Annotated in this window: 18 protein-coding genes and 1 tRNA gene; 9 read left to right on the plus strand and 10 right to left on the minus strand. The window is 57.5% G+C overall.

Features of this window, described 5'->3' with window-relative positions; all coding sequences use genetic code 11:
* Positions 1-7: 7 nt before the first annotated feature.
* Positions 8-1,054, minus strand: a complete 1,047-nt coding sequence (locus CTR55_RS06945) for an AraC family transcriptional regulator (RefSeq protein WP_296285187.1) — start codon at positions 1,052-1,054, stop codon at positions 8-10.
* Between the two features lie 142 nt (positions 1,055-1,196).
* Between CTR55_RS06945 and CTR55_RS06950 the strand changes: the two genes are divergently transcribed.
* Positions 1,197-2,780, plus strand: a complete 1,584-nt coding sequence (locus CTR55_RS06950) for a choline dehydrogenase (RefSeq protein ID WP_296285188.1) — start codon at positions 1,197-1,199, stop codon at positions 2,778-2,780.
* A gap of 913 nt (positions 2,781-3,693) precedes the next feature.
* Here CTR55_RS06950 and CTR55_RS06955 read toward each other — a convergent pair.
* From CTR55_RS06955 to CTR55_RS06975, 5 genes are all read right to left on the minus strand, one after another.
* Positions 3,694-4,050, minus strand: a complete 357-nt coding sequence (locus tag CTR55_RS06955; protein WP_296285189.1) for a YkgJ family cysteine cluster protein — start codon at positions 4,048-4,050, stop codon at positions 3,694-3,696.
* Between the two features lie 84 nt (positions 4,051-4,134).
* Positions 4,135-4,365, minus strand: coding sequence for a hypothetical protein (locus tag CTR55_RS06960; RefSeq protein ID WP_296285190.1), 231 nt, complete (start codon positions 4,363-4,365; stop codon positions 4,135-4,137).
* A 528-nt stretch (positions 4,366-4,893) separates the two neighbouring features.
* On the minus strand, positions 4,894-5,535 hold the full coding sequence (locus CTR55_RS06965) for a hypothetical protein (protein WP_296285191.1): 642 nt from the start codon (positions 5,533-5,535) through the stop codon (positions 4,894-4,896).
* A 12-nt stretch (positions 5,536-5,547) separates the two neighbouring features.
* Positions 5,548-7,554, minus strand: a complete 2,007-nt coding sequence (locus CTR55_RS06970; RefSeq protein WP_296285192.1) for an ATP-binding domain-containing protein — start codon at positions 7,552-7,554, stop codon at positions 5,548-5,550.
* Between the two features lie 89 nt (positions 7,555-7,643).
* Positions 7,644-7,919 (minus strand): XRE family transcriptional regulator, encoded by a 276-nt coding sequence (locus CTR55_RS06975; protein ID WP_296286482.1) that lies wholly within the window; start codon positions 7,917-7,919, stop codon positions 7,644-7,646.
* 126 nt (positions 7,920-8,045) lie between these two features.
* Between CTR55_RS06975 and CTR55_RS06980 the strand changes: the two genes are divergently transcribed.
* From CTR55_RS06980 to CTR55_RS07000, 5 genes are all read left to right on the plus strand, one after another.
* Positions 8,046-8,261, plus strand: coding sequence for a hypothetical protein (locus CTR55_RS06980; RefSeq protein ID WP_023084896.1), 216 nt, complete (start codon positions 8,046-8,048; stop codon positions 8,259-8,261).
* Positions 8,262-8,283: 22 nt separating this feature from the next.
* Positions 8,284-8,499 carry a hypothetical protein gene (locus CTR55_RS06985; protein ID WP_296285193.1) on the plus strand — a complete coding sequence of 72 codons (216 nt, stop codon included), beginning with the start codon at positions 8,284-8,286 and terminating at the stop codon, positions 8,497-8,499.
* Positions 8,492-8,881, plus strand: coding sequence for a hypothetical protein (locus tag CTR55_RS06990; protein WP_296285194.1), 390 nt, complete (start codon positions 8,492-8,494; stop codon positions 8,879-8,881). Before CTR55_RS06985 ends, CTR55_RS06990 begins: the two co-directional genes overlap by 8 nt.
* Before the next feature lie 627 nt (positions 8,882-9,508).
* On the plus strand, positions 9,509-10,804 hold the full coding sequence (locus CTR55_RS06995; protein WP_296285195.1) for a hypothetical protein: 1,296 nt from the start codon (positions 9,509-9,511) through the stop codon (positions 10,802-10,804).
* On the plus strand, positions 10,804-11,793 hold the full coding sequence (locus CTR55_RS07000; RefSeq protein ID WP_296285196.1) for a tyrosine-type recombinase/integrase: 990 nt from the start codon (positions 10,804-10,806) through the stop codon (positions 11,791-11,793). Before CTR55_RS06995 ends, CTR55_RS07000 begins: the two co-directional genes overlap by 1 nt.
* A 311-nt stretch (positions 11,794-12,104) precedes the next feature.
* Here the strand turns inward: CTR55_RS07000 and CTR55_RS07005 are convergent, their stop codons facing one another.
* A complete protein-coding gene (locus CTR55_RS07005) occupies positions 12,105-12,314 on the minus strand; it encodes a cold-shock protein (RefSeq protein ID WP_296285197.1) in 210 nt (69 codons plus the stop codon).
* 285 nt (positions 12,315-12,599) lie between these two features.
* Here CTR55_RS07005 and CTR55_RS27375 point away from each other — a divergent pair, with 285 nt between their 5' ends.
* Complete coding sequence (locus CTR55_RS27375; protein WP_363710651.1) at positions 12,600-12,770, plus strand: hypothetical protein; 171 nt, start codon at positions 12,600-12,602, stop codon at positions 12,768-12,770.
* Between the two features lie 147 nt (positions 12,771-12,917).
* On the opposite strand, the gene CTR55_RS07010 is transcribed toward CTR55_RS27375, so the two are convergent.
* Positions 12,918-12,991: transfer RNA gene (locus CTR55_RS07010), tRNA-Gly, on the minus strand.
* A 155-nt stretch (positions 12,992-13,146) separates the two neighbouring features.
* Complete coding sequence (locus CTR55_RS07015; protein ID WP_296285198.1) at positions 13,147-14,040, minus strand: alpha/beta hydrolase; 894 nt, start codon at positions 14,038-14,040, stop codon at positions 13,147-13,149.
* A gap of 514 nt (positions 14,041-14,554) precedes the next feature.
* Here CTR55_RS07015 and CTR55_RS07020 point away from each other — a divergent pair.
* Positions 14,555-15,391 carry a transporter substrate-binding domain-containing protein gene (locus CTR55_RS07020; protein ID WP_296285199.1) on the plus strand — a complete coding sequence of 279 codons (837 nt, stop codon included), beginning with the start codon at positions 14,555-14,557 and terminating at the stop codon, positions 15,389-15,391.
* 3 nt (positions 15,392-15,394) lie between these two features.
* A complete protein-coding gene (locus CTR55_RS07025) occupies positions 15,395-18,268 on the plus strand; it encodes an HD domain-containing phosphohydrolase (RefSeq protein ID WP_296285200.1) in 2,874 nt (957 codons plus the stop codon).
* A gap of 64 nt (positions 18,269-18,332) precedes the next feature.
* Here the strand turns inward: CTR55_RS07025 and CTR55_RS07030 are convergent, their stop codons facing one another.
* The gene (locus CTR55_RS07030) at positions 18,333-19,079 is read right to left on the minus strand and encodes a murein L,D-transpeptidase catalytic domain family protein (RefSeq protein ID WP_296285201.1); all 747 of its coding nucleotides are present in this window, start codon (positions 19,077-19,079) and stop codon (positions 18,333-18,335) included.
* Positions 19,080-19,189 lie beyond the last annotated feature (110 nt).

Genomic DNA, 19,189 nt, shown 5'->3' on the forward strand with positions numbered 1-19,189 from the left:
TCGCCGACTAGAGGTGGCTGGGCGGGCCATTGGGAGATGAGCCGTCGTTCCTCTGGAGCAGCTGTCGGCGGACTGCCCGTGGTGTGTCCTGGAACCAGCGGCGGCAAGCCCGGTTGAAGACGCTCTGTTCGCTGTACCCCAGCAGGCCTGCCACTTGCGACATCGGCATATGACGCTCGGCAAGATAGCGCTCTGCGCAGGAGCGTCGAGCTTGCTCCAGCAGTGCTTCGAATCCTGTTCCGAGATCGACCAGGCGCCGTTGCAGTACGCGCTCATGCAAACCGAGCTGCTCGGCAATCAGGCTGATGCGGCAACGCTGGGTCGGCAATGTCCGCAGAATCAGGTTTTCTACTTGCCGCACCAGGCCGGCGGATGCCTGGGCGTCGAAGGGGCGAAGGTAGTCCAGCAGCACACGGTGTAACTGCGGGTCCTGTTGTTCGATCCGTCTGCCGAGCTGTTCCTCGCTGAGGACCAAGGCATTGCAGTCCTGGCTGAAGTAGGCCGCCGTTTTGAAATAGCGCAGATATCGCGCCGCTGGTAGCGAGCCAGCCCCACTGAGCAGCAAGGACCTGGCGCTGAACTGACTGCCGCACAGCAGTTTCATCGTGTTGTAGCCCACTCCCAGTGCCAGCTCCTGCATCTGCCGTAGTCGCGTGGAGCCTGGCAGTCGAATCTCGATGACCAGCCGTGGCGCATCAGGATCACCGCGATCGAGTTGCACATCGATGCCGGGGCTGTGGTAACCGATGAACCTCGAAATTTCCTCCAGTGCCTGGCCTACCGTTGCCGAGTTGCGGGCGATCAGAGCGACAGGTCCCAGCACTTGCAGATCCTGATGCTCCGCCATGCGAAGGCCCAGATCGGGGCAGCCCAGTTCGTTGGCGGCGCACTCAAGAACACCCACCAGGGAGCGAAGCGGAACTCTTGCCTCATCGTCGTCGAGTGCCTGTGGGTCTATCTCGAAGCGGCGGAGCAGTTGAGCGCAATCCCCGCCCAGCTGTGCAACCAGCTGCGGAAAGCCAATGAACGAGGTGGTGCGGATGAGTGCGGTCACAGTCGTTAAAAATCAAAATGAAGTCGTCAAAGGTCAATTAATGTGCGCTTAGTCGGCGAAGAATTCCAGACTGCTGCGCCGAGAAGAGCTGCTCGGTGTGCGTCATCCATCGCCCGTGAACCGAGAGCCGAGAAGAATAATTATGGAATTCGACTACATCATCGTGGGTGCCGGCTCGGCCGGCTGCGTATTGGCTAACCGTTTGAGCGCCGATCCGTCGGTGCGAGTGTGTCTCCTGGAGTCCGGCTCTGAAGATACCTCTCCGCTCATTCATACCCCGATCGGGGTGGCGGCCATCCTGCCGACGCGGCATGTGAACTGGGCATTTCAAACGGTTCCCCAGCCTGGCCTGAATGGCCGCTGCGGGTATCAGCCGCGCGGAAAAACCCTCGGCGGTAGTAGTTCGATCAACGGGATGATCTACATCCGAGGGCATCGCAGCGACTACGACGACTGGCACTCTCTGGGAAACCCGGGCTGGTCATACGAGGACGTACTGCCTTACTTCCGAAAGAGCGAGGGGCATCACCGTGGCGGATGTGATTTCCATGGTGGTGATGGCGAGTTGTATGTCGGCCGGGTGCAAGCTCACCCGGTCACCAATGCCTTCCTGGATGCCGCCCAGCGAGCGGGGCACCAGCGCAATGCGGACTTCAATGGGGTCGAGCAGGAAGGGGTCGGGCATTACGACGTCACCATCCGCGAGGGGCGCCGCTGGAGCACCGCCACGGCGTTCCTGAAGCCCATTCGTGAGCTGCGTGGCAACCTGACCGTGATCACCGGAGCCCACGCCCAGCGCATCCTGCTGCAAGGCAAGCGCGCCATTGGCATGCAGATATCCGTCAAAGGCGAGCGCCTGGAAATCAAGGCACGCAAAGAGGTTCTACTGAGCGCCGGGGCTTTTGGCAGCCCGCAACTGCTGATGCTCTCGGGTATTGGCGCGGACGCCGACCTCAAACCCCACGGCATTGCCATGCAGCATGAACTGCCAGGGGTAGGGCAGAACCTCCAGGACCATCCGGACTTCGTGGCTTGCTACAAGAGCCATGACACTTCCCTGCTGGGCATTTCTGCCAGGGGTTCCGTTCGAATGGGCAAGGCCTTCATCGATTACACCCGGCATCGCACCGGGCCGTTCGCGAGCAACTGCGCCGAAAGTGGTGGGTTCCTCAAAACCTCTGCTGACCTTTCGCGCCCCGATATCCAGCTGCATGCGGTGATCGGTCCGATCGATGACCATGGCCGCAAGCTGCACTGGGGGCATGGCTTCAGCTGTCATGTCTGCGTGCTTCGGCCCAAGAGCATTGGCAGCGTCGGCCTGCACTCCGCCGATCCTTTTGCTGCGCCGCGAATCGATCCGAACTTCCTCGGGCACGACGACGACGTCAGTACCCTGCTGAAGGGCTATCGCATGGTGAAGGACATCGTCGGGCAGGCCCCGCTGGCCCGCTATGGCTTGAAGGACATCTACAGTCGGAACCTCTCCAGCGATGAGCAACTGATTGATCTGCTACGCCAGCGCACCGATACCGTTTACCACCCTGTTGGCACCTGCAAGATGGGGAGCGACGAGATGGCGGTGGTGGACGAGCAACTGCGGGTTCGCGGGATCGAGGGGCTACGGGTGGTCGACGCCTCCATCATGCCAACGTTGGTCGGCGGCAACACCAATGCCCCGTCCATCATGATCGCCGAGCGGGCAGCGGAGTGGATCATGGCAGCGTGAATTCGCCGGAAGGACGGGCGCGTATGAGGAAAAGGATCGGTTTACCTCAGCGCACTTGAAGTATCCCGCCCGCCCATCCGGGCGGGCGCGTGATTGCTGGCCTTTTGCTCAAGCAAGGCTAGTCTCATTTTTTGCTGACTTTCTATCGACTGTGCCGTTAGGGAGCCCCCATCCCACACGGCATCTTTTGCGTGCAAAAAAAATGGGTCGCCATGGATATTCGAATCGAATGCATGGCTGGAGATCCGCCCACATGGAAGGTCTTCCTGGGGACGTGTTTCTGGTACTGCCAATCAGAGGCAGAAGCTAGGGACTGGGCGATGCGAGCGCAGGCTCATGATGCCGCTCAGCGTTGTCTGGAGTACAAGCTTCCCAATCCCATGCCGCCAGCCAGAGCTGAGATCAGCGTCCAGCCGGAGCTCTCGGAAGGCAGGGCTACCGTTCAACTGGAGCCAATGCCCCGGTTCACGATCGCCTAGTCCTCAGCCCAAGGCTCGGCCATCAGGCGGGGCTAATCCAATGAAGCAGAAGGTGCGTTCACCGCTCGTCTGCATTTGGCCGCTGATAGTACGGAGAGCTACTGCTGATGCACTTGGGTACTGCACAAGCATGGACGAATGACCGTGAACGGCAGAACTCAAAAGCATCCAGTCAGTGACTAGCAACCCATCACCGCTCTGCGGCTGGGCCGGAGTCTCTTCGGTGCGGTGAGGCCCCTTGTAAGGCTGCGAGTACTTCAGCAGTGGCGGCCGGTGCTCGGCGAGCGAGACGGAAAAGGCCAGCGCCTACGCACTGGGCGCCGTTGGGCCACCTGCTCCGATCGATTCTGGTGTGCGCCCGCAGAGGTCAGAGTGATTGTGGTCACTTCATGGGCGCCGCTATCACTCGGTGCTGTTTGCGCTGCATCCGCTGGCTAAACGAGCACTTGCCGGGTGGAGGCAATCAATTGATGCACCTGGCGCTCGACACGCTCCTCCGTAGCGGTTTCCGGTCCGCGGCCGCGCGGGCATGGCAAGTTCGGGGTAGTCCCGAACAGACGACAGATCAGTGGACGTTCCTCGTACACTTCGCAGCCTTGGGCACCCAGATGCACGCAGTTCCATTGCTCAAGGGCAGCCTCATGCTCGCCATCGCTTTTTCGCGGTAATCGTGACAATTCCTCGGACGAGGCGGTCACCGGTCCGCAGCAATCGTGACACCCAGGTACGCAGGCGAAAGACGGAATCTGTCGACGCAAATGGTCAATCTTTCGACGGGTGGTGCAGCTCACGGATTTGCTCGCCTGATGCGGCGGTGCACCATTCGCGGATGGGCAGAGGGCCGGGTGTTCACTGGCATGATGGCGCCTTTCGGGTCAGCAATGGATTTCTGCGTTCTTGATGCCGAGATCGCGTAGTTCGTCGATCAGGCCATCCAGGTGGGCAAATGATTCTACCTCCTCGTTGTCATCCACCAGGAAAAAGCTTCGTCCTGCCTTCTTCTTGAAGAACACGATCCACTCCTTGGTGTTGATCGGGTTTGCGATCACATGCGTGTCAAAGAATATACCTGCAGCATGCCGGGCTTTCACATCGTCGCGCTTCACTTGAGTCCTCATGCTGGTCCGCACTTGCACATTGCTACTCAGGTTTGCCGCCGGATCGGCTCGGCACTGAGTCAGCACAGGCAGCCCTGCCGTTGCAGTGACCTGTTCCAGGCATTCCCTGTTGCGGGGCTTTCGTGGTTTTGGCCTAGCGACCCGCGCAACTGCTTGGGGAGGCGGTCATCCGAGGGATGCAGTGGAAACCGCGGTCGCGGCTGAAGGTCATGTGCGGGGTGTTAGCGGTACGCTGTGACATGGGCAGTCATTCGAAATGATTGATTCCGTGACCTGCCTGATCTGCGTTTTCACCATTTTGCGCTCTGAAAGCCGCGTTTTAGAGCGGTTTCAGGATTTGATATGGAGCGGGCGAAGGGAATCGAACCCTTGAGACCTGCATTCCAGAACGTCCCAATGTATTCCATTCCGTGTCTTCTCAAGGGCTCACAGTTGGAAAACGTATCTATTCGGCCCGTTAATTTCGACACTTTTTCGACACCGACAGGGTAGAGCGTGTAAGGAGCCTACAAGTCGTCATCGCCCTGTCTGTGGCAGTTCAAGGTAGTGGCAGTCCGTTTCTCTATCGAGAATGTCGATCATCCTCTCTATGTTTGGCCGCTCCTTGAATCCGACTTTAAATGTGGATCGATTTGTATAGAAGATATCGGCATGATTGAGCGGGTGAATATGGCCGTCTTCCTGGGCGGGGTCATAGTCAAATCTTAGATAACCGTCCTCAGAATCAAGCATCTCTGTGAATAACGCCCAAAATCCCTCGGATGCCCCGCCCTGGTCATCGAAGTATTGTATTAAATCCCACTCGGTTTGGATTCCACCTCCCTTGAATGCAGAGATTGCCAAAAGAACTTCCGATGTCACTTGGCTGTCAATCTGAACCCCGTGAGATGAAGTTAGCTGATATTGTTCTCCTTCCCGCTCTATTCGGAACGGAAATGCAATTGAAAATACTTTTTCGTCCGTTCGCACAAAGACTCGGTTCATTCGAGTGCAAATTACTTCTACCGATGCGTAAATGGACTCTCTGCTCGGAGGGTAGTAGTTTATTATGAGTTTTGCTAGCTCCATCCAAATTTCTAGAACATCAAATCTGCTGCGAATTACCTTGACGGCTCTCGCATGTTGGAATTGATCTATAGCGAATGAGTAGGAAGTCATGTGGTACTCCCTCTATTCTGAGATCAGTTTTTTTGCAAGTTTAAGGATCTCATCCCTTTCCGAATTCGCATCGAGCATTATCTTCATTGCGCTCAAGAGCTTGTCTGCGTTTTTTCCGGTAACATTGAGCTCAATTAGGACCTCCATGGCCACCTCGTCGAATGTTTTTAAGCTTCCTTGCCATTTAACGTTGGCCTTGATTTGCTCTTGCTCGGCTTCTGAAGGCGGAGTGACTCGGAGTACATGCTCTTTTAGAATGTTATTAAGGCCAGCTTGAATGTTGTTGAGAGCTTCTGTGTTGGAGTCTTCTCTAACAATAAAATAGGTTTTTAAGAACGATCGTGTAATAGCCATGTACAAGGAGTTTCGATGGCTGAACGAATCGGAAAGACTGTGAGTGGCGCAGATAACAAATGGGAATTCTAGGCCTTTAACATGGTTGGTGTTGCTTAGGAATATCTCTCCCGCTCTACTTGGTTGGCGAGTTTCATATGCTTTGTTTACAGGCCAGCCCATTTCTCGTGGAATCATTGTCGCGAGTAGGTCGGAAATTTCATATGAAGACTTTCCCCTGTCGATCATAATAATGCCGATATCTGCTGGCTCAACATTAGGGTAAGATTTTTTTATCTCATGGAGACATTTAATTATTGTGGATGAGCACTGAGCAATATAATTTCCGCTGATTCGAATTAAGTTGACACTTTCGTTCTCGTCCTTAATGTCTTCGAATCTACTGATAGGCTCACGCTTGAGAATTATTTCTTTCGTCGCGTTATCAGTCTTGCTCAGATAGCCGCAAGCCTCAAGGTCCTCGTTAGATAACCAATTCAGCTTTTTCGGCTCAAAGTACCCCATGCCCAGTGCCTGTGCGAACATGAGGGTTGCCGGAGCAGTTCTGTAACATTTACTGAGAATGAATTCTGGCTGTCCGCCAGCTTCCTTCCGCTCATCAAAAATACTCTGGAATATATCGCCTGCGATATAGATTGAGTTTCTGGTGACCTTTCCGCAAAGCTCAAAAAAGCTCTCGGGGAAGTCTTGACTCTCATCTATTAGCATGTAATCAAAGGCGTAGTCGCCTTCGGGAATTCCTTTTTCGTCGAGCTCTTTGAGCGCTAACTTACAAACCCTGTCGAAGTCCATCAATTTCGACCAGGGGTAAAAAGTTAGGTTGTAATGGCCGCATATTGCAGCATACGATCCACTCGTTGGGTCGTTTTGGGAGCCCCAGCCGTGGACGCAATATAGTCTTTTATCCCATTCAATTTGTTGCTCAACTTTCATGAAGTTAAAGAATCCAGGGATTCTTCGTCTTAAATTGGCTGCCAATATTTTGTTATGGCATGTCATTATTATTTTGCTTTTGCCTTCGGAAACATACAGCTCTTTAAGCTTGTGCAGAAGAAGCTCAGTTTTTCCTGTTCCTGATAGGCCCTGGATTCGGATTACTTTTTGTTTTAGTTTCTGATAAACAAAACGAGTTTGATCGCCATCAAATAGGAGGATGTTTCTTTTTATACGGTCAAGGTCGTTTTCTGGGACATTTACGCCGACGCGGTCGATATCGTTAATGCTGCCGGTGACGAGTGAAACTAAAAGCTCTGAAACCCGCTGGTGAAACAGGTCATTTAGATCGGTTTTTTGAAGGTACTCTTCAATACCTAAACTTTCCTTAACTCTTATTTCAACAGTTAAGTCATCTGTCCAGTTCTTGGGGCGGCCAATTTTTTCTTTGTAGTTGTATTTATTCGAGATGTATCCAATGTCTTCGATAAAGTCTTCAACATATTCATCGAAGGCATTATTGTTTTGATCGAAATTCACAAAAAGAATTTTTCTTTTTGGAATTAGAACTGCATAGCTGTCGCCGCCCGGATAGTCGGATTTAACCTCAATAAGAGGTTTTTTTAGCACATAGCATTGAATGTATTTTTCGGCGCACCAATTAGTTAGCTCCTGCATGAAACCTTCTGCTGCGGCGCTTACATCTGTATCGGTGAATACATAGCTACTCATGGCATGTTCTTCCGTGGGGTTGCTAATTGCTCACTTTTTTGCGCACTTGACTCGGGCGTACCATTGCCTAGCTACTTTTTGCGTAATTGCTATCCCGCGCTCTGACTGGGCAAGTTTGAATGAGCTTCGTCATATTCCGGGCTAGTTTGCCCGATTTCTGGCATTACCTCGCCGGTGAGTAGCCACCAGCGGTATTGAGGATAGACCTGGGCGATGGCCAAGATTTCCTCTTCTTTGATTTCACGATTGCGTGCCGGGTTCTTCAGGTTATTCCACGTATAGCGGCTGATTCCCGTGCGGTCTTCCAGCTCCGGCAGACGCATGCCAGAGCTTTTCAAAATTTCTATAACACGTGCCTTTATCATAATGAAATGATCTATTGGTGATCTATCCAAAACGGATAAATCCATGCACTATCCAGCTTAAGTTGATCCAATTTGGATCACCCTAAGGCGAATCGCTTTATTGAAACGAATAGTGACGGAACGAGCATGGAACTGGAAGAGCTGAACCCCAGCGCCCTGGTAGGGCCGCAGCAAGATTTGGAGCGCATCGAGAAGTGGGCTGACCGAAACGGCATCAGCTACGGCATTGCTCGAGCGTGGGTATACCGGGGCATCCTGCCTTCGGTGAAGCTCGGCAAGCTGCGCGTTGTGAACAGTGCATTGCTCCGCGCCTGGTTGCTGGAACAGGAGTGGACGGCATGAACGACAGAAAGGGAGAACGACTGTGAGCAAGGAGAAATGGAATCTGGACCTGTGCGGCATCTCCACCTTCGCGGAAATGTGCAGCGTGACGTACGACGAAGCGGCCCAGTGGGCAGAAGACGGAACTGTCCCGAGTATCCAGATGGGCTGCTTTCGCATGATCAACCTCGCTCGCTTCCGCGATGACATGGAGCGCGGCAAGGCCACCTTCGGCGCAGGGGACTACAGCCATGACTAACTCACCCATCACCCTGGATGCTCAAAGTGCAGTGCGCTACCTGGGGCAGACTGTTCTGATGGAAATGGTGTGGGACGAGGAGCCGGAACCGATCTGGCGTTGGGTCCGCGTTGTCGGCGTCGTCCTGCCTGCGGAAGGTCTGCGCGGCGGTCCGCACTTCCTCACTCTGAAGCTCGGTGCAGACAAAGCATTCGCGGATGAAGCCTTCTGGGAAAACATCCGCACGATCCGGGTGATGCGGTACCGCGACCGGCAGGGTTCCGGCAACGTACTGGGCCGCGTCACCCACCCTGACGACTCGCGCTCAAGGGCCGCGCTCCCGGCTCGTCGGAACAGCCCCACCGTTCCGGCGAACGGAAGCACGGGCGGAGCGAACCCTTGAACGCATGCTCCTCATCAGCCTCGGCCGGTGAGTGTGGGGCAGCTTCTCCGCCCCGCGCTCCCGAGCCCTCGGCGGCAAGAGCGGGATGACAAGGGCAGCGCCCTTGGTGTGTTGGTGGCATCAGCCATCAACGGAATTGATAGCTCGGAACGCCTCCTCAAAACCTTGAATGTCGTTCCGTCACTATTCATTCCAGTGCGTCTAGAACGGGCTTTCAGCCATCAATTCAAACAATTGGTCGCGCCGCCGGCTGTTTGATTCAATACCCATATCCCACTGCAAAACCTCGATAGCGCAGATGAACTGGCGAGCGCGCCTGTTTATCCGTGCCGGGCCAGCTCATGCCTGCGAAAAGGCAAAGGAGGCAGCGCGATGCAACTACCCGATTGGACCTATGACCTTGTGCTGTTGGTGTTGGCCTTCCTGTTGGGCGCGCTCTCGGTCCTGGGGTCTTCGTCGCCTGCGGTGGCGTTTCCCTATTGAGGGTCGAGAGCTGGGCGTTGGCCGCGCCCCCGGCAAGTAGCGTAAGGCACGAGCGCCCTGCCGGAGGGCGCGGCCGACGCCCCTGTAACACGTCGGATAACCCACTGATCACTGTTTCATTACGTAGCTATTTGGAGCACTTCAATGACCAAGCCAAAGCATCAAGTCCGTGTCACGGTTAAGTCCGCTGGCGAGATTTACGAGTCGCCCGAGGGGCGCCTGTTCTTCGACGACAAGCTGGCCAAGTTCACTGATCTGTCCGGCGTGCGCCTGCTGCGCTGCGGCGTCGATACGGTCCGCCAGCTGTACAACGGCATGATCCGCCTGGAGGTAATGGCGCTGTTCGATGAGCCGGAAGACATCGTGGAGTTCGCTGGCTTCCAATGGGTCAAGGGCAGGGTAGGGCGCGACTCCGGCTACCAGTACCGCCTGCAGAACGCCGATACAGGCCTGATCCTGCTGATCAAGAATCACAACGTGAAGCTGGAGAACATCGGGCCGCACCTCAAGATTGAGGTGTCTCCACACGCCCTGGACGGAGCTGATCCGGCGACTCTTCAAGGCATGCTTGATGACCTGGCTAGTGCCGTGCTCGCTCACTGCGAAACGAACCAGTGCGCCGTGCATCTCGCGCTGGATGTGCAGGGCTGGACGCCTTCCGCGGACATCGTGGAGCGCATGCGCTGTCGTTCGACTCGTGTGCGGCAGATCAGCGGCATCGACCGTATCGAGTTCCATGGCAACGCCTCGGTGTATGGGCGTGGTGAGACCTTCATGTTCGGCTCGGCCAACGGCATGCAGCTCTGCATCTACAACAAAACGCTCCAGGCACGCGCCACCGACAAGCTCGATTACTGGAGCAACGTATGGGCGTCACTCAATGGCGATCCCTTTGGTGATGGGGAGCCCGCCTACAACCCGGAGGAAACGGTGTGGCGTATCGAGTTCCGCTTCCATCACTCCATAGTCCAGCAGTTCTCCGAAGGCTCCAAATTGTCCTCAGGTGAGGTGATCGGTTGCCGCACCTATGCCGGCCTATGCCCGCATCTGCAAGGCCTGTGGGAATACGCCTGCGACAGCTTCCGGCTGCTGCTGAAAGATCCGAAGTGGTACGACCCGTTCTGGTCGCTGATCACCCTGGAAACCAAGGTCCAGGTAGAGGCCGATCCGCTGATTGAGCGCACCGAATATCGCCGCTACTACAAGACCGCACAGGGCTTCTCTGGCAAGAACTGCGAGATGTTCCTGGGCCAGTTCGCCAGCCTGATTGCGCGGGAGCGCATCCCCTCAAAAAAGGCACTTGAGGTCGGGAGAACGCTCCCCTTCTGGCATGTGATCGAAGACCACTACACGGCCAAGGGCTACAGCACTCGCGACCTCGAAAAGCACATCTGCGGGCTGATCAATGATCGGTACTTGAGACGGGGATACGCCATCTGATGAGTATCACCAAGCTCCCAGATGGTCGCTGGTTCGTCGATGTAGAGCCGATCAAGGGCAAGCGTTTCCGGAAGCGGTTCAAGACCAAGATGGAAGCGCAGCAGTTTGAAGCCAATGCTCGCCAGAAGTGCTCTGAGAATCCGGGTTGGACGATCAAGCCCAAGGATCGCCGCAAGCTCTCCGAGCTAGTCGAACTCTGGTACGAGCTGCATGGCCAGACTCTCGCGAACGGTAAGCGCTGTGTGGCGATTCTGCGGCTGATTGCGAAGGATTTGGGTGACCCGGTGGCGGTAGCCCTGGAACCGGCGAAAGTGGCCCGTTTGCGTTCCTTGCAGGTCGCTAAAGGCATGTCGGGCAAGTACGCCAACAACCGCCTTGGCTACCTCAAGTCGATGTACAACGAGCTACGACAGCTGGGGACCATCGACTACGAGAATCCCGTCGGACGCATGCGCCCGCTGAAGCTTCAGGAGAAGCCGCTGTCATACCTGACCAAGCATCAGGTGTCTGAGCTGCTTGCTGCGCTCGATGCTCGCACCACATCGCCGCATCCGAAGATGGTCGCTCGCATCTGCCTCGCAACCGGTGCTCGATGGGGAGAAGCGCAGGCACTGACCCTGGATCGGTTGAAGGGCAACACGGTGATCTTCGCCAACACCAAGTCGAAGCGCGTTCGCTCGGTGCCAATCTCGGAAGCCTTGGCCAAAGAGATTCGTCAGCACTGGCAGACTCACGGACCGTTCACCAACTGCCTTGGCGTGTTTCGCATCGTGCTGCTGTCGACGTCGATCAAGCTTCCGCGAGGGCAGGCCAGCCACGTGCTACGCCACACGTTCGCGAGTCACTTCATCATGAACGGCGGGCACATTGTCACGTTGCAACACATCCTGGGGCACGCCTCGCTCTCAATGACAATGAGGTACGCTCACCTCTCTCAAGACCACCTGACTGAGGCAGTAAGGCTGAATCCGTTATTTCGAGAGGGTTAGATTTTCGAAATGGTGAACTCTAATGGTTCATTTCGAGTTCTCTGGAGGGATCTCAGTATTGTTGAGCAGCTTTCAAGTTGATTTCTGATGTCCCTTAGATGGAGTCTCTGGTTAGAGTTTCCAGTGGTGAGCTCTTCGATAAGTAAATCATCAAGGGCTTGGCCTAAACAGCAGCTCGCGATATGCAAACTTTGATTGAATCGTTCGTCATCCATGTGCGTGCTGGCCTTTAGGGTGTCTTGCTATTTAATTTGAATTGCTTTGTGTTATCTCTCATTGGCCCAGCGTTACCGGGCCAACGGTAGTTATCTTCACACTACTCTGACCTGTTCGGCCTGAGTTCCTTTAGGGCCTGACCCAAGGGAAAAGCTGACTCTTTGCCCTTCATCTAAGGACTTATATCCATCGCTTACTATTTCACGGAAATGAACGAATATGTCCTCTCCACTTTCCGGTGTGATGAATCCATAGCCTTTGACTGCGTTGAACCACTTTACGGTGCCGGTTTGACGGTCTGACATGACTTTATCTCCAGAGACTGAAATACCAGCCAGGATGGCTGGTGATTCCTGAGTGCAAAGTGAAGTGGCCGAGGAGATGTACGTCGAGTCTTGAGATCATCAGAACGGGGCCGCTTAACAAAGCAGGCAATAATGATCATACAGAGGTGGTTTGGGATGGATACCTTTAATTTTGAGAATCGATTAAATCGGACCGGTGGTAATAATTAAATTCGGAGGTAGTCCAGTTGTCGGTATAGTCAACAAGACGCGTAGCCAATCTGGCTTTCGCAGGAGGATATTTTGATGTCGAATCTTTATTTGGATCGAGTGAGATCGGAGATAATTGCGAAAACTGAAGAGTTTTTGTCGCACGGCGGCGAAATTCAGGAGGTCAGACCAGGTAAAACTGGTTATAAGCCACCCATTAGAAGATCCGAATGGGTCAAAGATATAGCTAAGAAACCTGAGCCATGATTGCTTATCGCGTTATCCCTGGACGTATTGCTCAGGGCGCAACGGAGTAAGTCACGCTGCTCCTCGACACTTTTTCGACACCTTTCCGGCCCAGAAAACGCAAAACCCCCGAAACGCTAGGCATTTCAGGGGTTTGGCAGGGTGTTCTGGAGCGGGCGAAGGGAATCGAACCCTCGTCATGAGCTTGGGAAGCTCAGGTAATGCCATTATACGACGCCCGCTTGGGGGTGCCTTTTTACCAGAAGGACGGGGCTTAGTGAAGCCTTGGCTGGCGTGCTGTGCCGGCCGGGTCACCTCTGTGACGAATTCTGCGCAATAAAAAGCCGGGGGCGGAAGGTTTTGGGGGCCGCCCCCCCGGCTGTGTGCGCTGGCTGCATCAGCCCACCATGGCGGCGATGGGCACGCCCTGGCTGCTGGGCAGGTAGGGGCTGGTCAGGGGCGGGTGGGGCTGCGGCTGGAGGAAGGTCAGGAGGGCGTCCTGGGTTTCCTGCCAGGCCTTCTTGTGTTCCACGTCGATGAAGTGGCCGGCGTTGCGGATGGTGCGGAACTCGCAGTCACGGATCAGTTGCTGGAACAGCTTCGCCTCGGCCGGTGTGGTGTAGATGTCCAGCTCGCCGTTGAGGAACAGCAGCGGGATGTCGATGGCCGCGAATTTCTCCATGTAGCTGTCCGCGCTGAGCTTGAGCACCTGGCAGATGTGGAAGTGCATCTGCTGGTATTCGTGCTCGTCGAGGCCGGCGACGTGGCGGAAGTTGTAGCGCTTGAACAGATGCGGCAGGTAGCGGCCAATGGTGTCGTTGACCAGGTTGCCGATGTTGATACGGTCGCATGCCGAGAGATAGTCCAGGCCGCGGTGCAGGTAGTCGAGCATGGCGGCGTTGAGCAGCGGTGAGAAGGAGTTGATCACTGCCTTCTGGATCCGTGCTGGGCGCTGGGCCAGGGCGAGCAGGGTGGCGACGCCGCCCCAGGAGAAGGACATCACCACGTCGGCGCGGAAGTGTTCGATCAGGTCGACCAGCAGCTGCGCCTCGTACTCCTTGGTGATCACTTCCCGGCAGTCGTTGTGGGCCTTGGATTGGCCCGCGTACGGCTGGTCGTAGCAGACGACGTTGAAGTGCGGTTGCAGGTATTTCACCGTTTGCGCGAAGGAGGCGGTGGTTGCCAGCGAGCCGTTGACCAGGATGATGGTCTGCCGCGCTTCCCTGTTGGCGTGAAACTCCGTGTGTACCCGGTGTTGCTGAATCTCGACGACGGCGGTTTCCGGCCTCATGTCGTATTCCTCCAGACGCAGGTCATGGTGCGCACCCACCATCGGATGCGAAGAAAGTACCCAGGCAGAGGAAAGCGTCTTGACGTGACAGCTTCATGTCACTCGACGAAAGTTAACAATCTCTTGATTTTCAGATGCTTGCGAAACAAAAACGACATCAAAAGGCTCAGTTCCGATACCGTTTCACGGCGCGGATTGGGGCTCTTGATCAGGCAGGTAAGGGGCGGCTTTGGGGGGACGCTGGGCCGCGGAAAGCTCTCTTGGACGTAGCGTGTGACTCATCGGTCACGCTTTGGCCTGAGTTAAGCAGCCTGGCTCAGGCGGCGCAACCGCCGCCGGACGGTTGAGTCACGTGTGTGGCGCGGATTCCGACGAAATGACATTTCTGCGCGCGATTGTCCGGCGCTTTGGAGAAGCCGGATTACACTCTTGTGATAGCTGTAACGCCCCCTGCCGAAGACGAGCGATCTCGCCGTGCTCCCCCTGAGGCCGATACCGCGTGCGGAGCGGGTTCATGGCACTTCACCGAAGGTTCCTTTCACTGCTGGTCCTGGGCCCGGCTGTATGGCTGTGTGCGGAAGCCATGGCCGAGGATCGCCTGGGCTGCAATCAGCCAATCCGCCTGGCGTTCTACCGTAATCCACTGGTCTACCACGACGGCGGTGGCATCGATCAGGATGTTGTCTCCGAGTTGGCAAGGCGTACCGGTTGCCGTTTTGAACTCTCGGTGCAACCGCGGGCGGAGACTTGGAAGGCGCTGCAAAGCGGTGATCTGGACATGGCTACCAGCGGTATTTCTACCGCCGAGCGCCGTGCCATCGCCTACTTCATCCCCTATCTGTATTTGCGTAACAAGCTGATCCTGCCCCGCGACCTGGGCGATGACCTGAATAGTCTGGAGGCGTTTCATGACATGCCGGGAGCGCGCATCGGGGTCATTGCCGGCTACCGCCATGGTCCCTACATCGATGCGATGTTGCGGATGTTGCGGACAGAGGGGCGGGTGAGGGAGTACCTCGATGACGCCGCACGTTTCAGTGCGCTGATCAACGGTGAGGTCGAAGGGGTCATTGGCCACGAGATGAATCTGCGAAGCGTCATTCTCGATCCTCAGCAGCGCAGTCATTTTCGTGTGGTGGATGTGAGCCCGGGGCCGGCGTTGGGGCTGGGCCTGGTGTTGGGACGCAAGAGTTTTACCGCGGCGCAGAGTGCGCAATGGCAGCGCGAAATAGACGCCATGTGGCTCGATGGCGGGCTGCTGAAGATCATGAACAGGAATGCTCCGGCGCCGCTGGCGGTGGAGTTTCTCGATAGTGGATATCGTTACGGCTCCACGGATAGAGGCTGGTAAAGGATGAAGGCATTCGAACGGGGCATTCCGCTGCAACTGCTGGTGGCCGGGGCCATTATTGCCAGCATGCTGGTGCTGGCGGGTGCGTTGCTGGTCCAGGGGTATCGAGGCGTGGAAGGGGCGCTGGTGACGGCGGCCGGGGAATCGGCCAGCCAGCTGGGGGCGACCATCAACGAGCGTATCCGACGCCTGATCGATCCGGCGGAAAGCGCGTTGCGTCTGCTGACCCACGACCCCATCTCGCAGACCGACAACCTGCCGGCGCGACTGGAGCGCTTGCCGATGCTGGTGGAGAACCTGCGCGCCAACCGGACCTTGAGCGCGGTGTATATCGGTTATCCGAATGGCGAGTTTCTGCTGGTTCGCGCGCTGCGTATTCCAGAGGTCCGGCGCGCTCTGCAGGCGCCGGACGCGGCCAAATACCTGGTGCAGAGCCAGACCCTGGACGGCCAGGGAGGTCTGCTGGGTGAATGGCGTTTCTACGATGGCGAACTGCGTCTGCTGCGCTCTCAGGAGCGCCCGGAATACCGCTACGACCCGCGTCAGCGGCCCTGGTACAACGAGGCGCGCCTCACCAGCAAGACGGTGCTGACCCAGCCCTACGTGTTCTTCACCACCCGCGAGATCGGCCTGACCCTGGCGCACCGCAGCGTCGACGGGGCGGCGGTGATCGGCATGGACGCCTCGGTCAACGACCTGGGTGGCGAGATGGGTGACCTGCGCCAGACCGCCAACACCGAGCTGGCGGTGGTCGACGGCAAGGGGACGGTGATCGCCTACCCGGACCTGTCCAAGCTGATGATTCATGAGGGCAAGGACCTGCGCCTGGCGACACTGGCCGAGTTGAACGTGCCCAGCCTGAGCGAGCTCAACACCAAAGCGGCTCCGTCAGGTACGCCGATTTCCTATCAGGTCAACGACCAGGATTGGTATGGCATCTGGGTGCCGCTGTCGAACTTCACCAGCAACGAGGTGAAGGTGCTGATCGCCATTCCCGCCGCGGAGCTGCTGGCGGGTGCGCGGCAACTGTTGTTCAACCAGGCCCTGTGGAGCGGCACGCTGGTGCTGGTACTGTTGCTGATCGGCTGGTACATCGGCCGGCGCATCGCTCGTCCGTTGACCGCGCTGGCCGATCAGGTTGGCGCGCTGGCGGCCTTCGATTTCGCCCGGCCGGTGGGCGTGGAGTCGAAGATTGCCGAGGTTCGCGACTTGAGCAGTGTGCTGGGCAGCATGTCGCGCACCATCCACAACTTCCAGGCGATCACCCTGACCCTGAGCCGCGAGACGCGCCTGGAGAGCATGCTCGAAGGCGTGCTCTCGCGCCTGGTGGAGGCCACCGGCGTGATGGGCGGCGCGGTCTACCTGCTGGACGACGATGAGTGCCGCCTGCGCCTGGCCTGCGCGGTGAACGGTGAGCAGTACCCGCAATCGATGCTGATCGAGGGCTTCACCGAGGCGCAGCTCGCTGAACGGGTGGACCAGGCGTTGGCCAACCGCGGGCAGTACCTGGAGGTTTCCCTGCGTAACCGCTCGGATGAACTGTTGGGCATCCTGGTACTGCAACTGGCCGAGGAGGGCGTGCACAGCCTGCAGCCGCGCAAACCGTTCAAGCGCTTCGTCGAGGAACTCTCCGGCGCCGCCGCCGTGGCCATCGAGACCCGCCAACTGATCGAAGCCCAGCAGCGTTTGCTGGACGCCATCATCAAGCTGCTGGCCGATGCCATCGACGCCAAGAGTCCCTACACCGGCGGGCACTGCGAACGCGTGCCGCAGCTGGCCGACCTGTTGCTGCAGAAGGTCATCGAGTCGCACGACGGCGAGTACGCCGGCTTCACCATGAGCGATGCGGAGCGCTACGAATTCCAGATTGCCGCCTGGCTGCACGACTGCGGCAAGATCACCAGCCCCGAATACGTGGTGGACAAGGCAACCAAGCTGGAGACCCTGTACAACCGTCTGCACGAAGTGCGCATGCGCTTCGAGGTGGTCTGGCGCGACATCGAGCTGGATTACTGGCGCGGCATCGCCGAAGGCAATGACATCGGTCTGCTTGCCGCACGGCGCGATGCGTTGCACGCGTCGCTGCGTGATGACTACACCTTCGTCGCCCAGGCCAATGTCGGCGGCGAATTCATGAAGGATGAGGACATCGAGCGCCTCAAGCAGATCGGCGAGCGCCGCTGGCTGCGCCATTTCGACGACCGTCTGGGCATTTCCCACGACGAGGCCGAGCGCCTGCAGGGGCGGCCCGAGCGGCCGCTGCCGGCGGAGGAGTTCCTCCTTGCCGACAAGCCCGAACATCGCGTGCCCTGGGGCGAGCGCAAGCCGCCGGTGACGAAGGATGACCCGCGCAACATCTGGGGCTTCGACATGCGCCTGCCGCCCTACGCCAGCCATTACGGCGAGCTGTACAACCTCGGCATCCGCCGTGGCACGCTGAACGATGAGGAACGCTTCAAGATCAACGAGCACATCGTCCAGACCCTGATGATGCTCACCACCCTGCCGCTACCGCGCAACCTGCGCCGCGTGCCGACCATCGCCGCCAACCACCACGAGAAGATGGATGGCACCGGCTACCCGCGCAAACTCTCCCGCGAACAGATGAGCATCCCGGAACGGGTGATGGCGATCGCCGACATCTTCGAGGCGCTGACCGCTGCCGATCGCCCTTACAAGGCGCCGAAGACGCTGTCGGAGTCCCTGAAGATCCTCGCCTTCATGGCCCGCGACCAGCACATCGACGCGGACCTGTTCCGTCTGTTCATCAGCCAGGGGGTGTACCGCGAGTACGGCGAGCGCTTCCTCCACCCTGAGCAGATGGATGCTGTGGATGTGCGGGCGATCCTGCAGATACTGGATGGGGTGAAGGCGTAGCAGCGCCTGAAACGCAAACCGCCGGCTGATGCCGGCGGTTTGCGTTTTGGGGTGCGGAAGTCGATCAGCGCTTGGCGAGGTTGCTGGCGTAGCGGTTGATCTGCGGGTTCTTCGCCACGGTGCAGCTTTGCCCGGCCAGGAACTGCGAGGTCTTCAGGTACTGCTGCTGCGGGTAGTAGGCGAATACGTAGCTGCCGTTCTTCACCGTGTCGATCAGCTTCTGCGCCACCTGCGGGCGTACTGCCGGGCAGCCCAGGCTGCGGCCCAGGCGACCGAGGCCGGAGACGACCTTGGGGTCGGCGTAGGCGGCGGCGTGCATGACGATGGCGCGTTCTTCGCTGTTGTCATTGAAGCCCGGCTCCAGGCCCAGCAGGCGCAGGGAGCGGCCGTGCTTGCCGCTGTAGGTCTGGCCGGTCTGGTAGAGGCCGATGGAGGACTGGTTGCTCTCCGGGCGGTTGGAGAAGGAGGTGGCCATGTCGTCGCCACTCTTCTTGCCATGGGCGACCCACTCTTCGAAGAGGAGCTTGCGCTGCTTCAGGTCGAAGACCCAGAGGCGCTTGTCGCGGGATGGCTTGGAGTAGTCGATCACCGTCAGCACATTGCTCTGACCACCCAGTTGGGTGCTGGCGCACTGCAGCGCGCTGAGCGCCAGGCGCAGGGTTTCGGTGTTGGTCGCGGGCGCGAGGCGGTGCAACTCCTCGGCCGTGGGCAGGCGGGCGGCGGACGCAGTCTGCCAGCTACCGATCGCGAAGAGCGCGGCACTGGCGAGCGAAATCCGGAAGAACCCCCGTAACTTCAAAAAAGTCAGCATGAATACAACATTCCCGTTGAATAGATATGGTTTTTTCTGGGAAACGCCGCATTGTGCGCGATTTTTGACCAGCGATGTGGTTGTTTTTTAATCAAGTATGGATCCGCCTG

Origin of the sequence: Pseudomonas sp. (genome assembly GCF_002796985.1) — a bacterium.
Taxonomy (GTDB): Bacteria; Pseudomonadota; Gammaproteobacteria; order Pseudomonadales; family Pseudomonadaceae; genus Pseudomonas.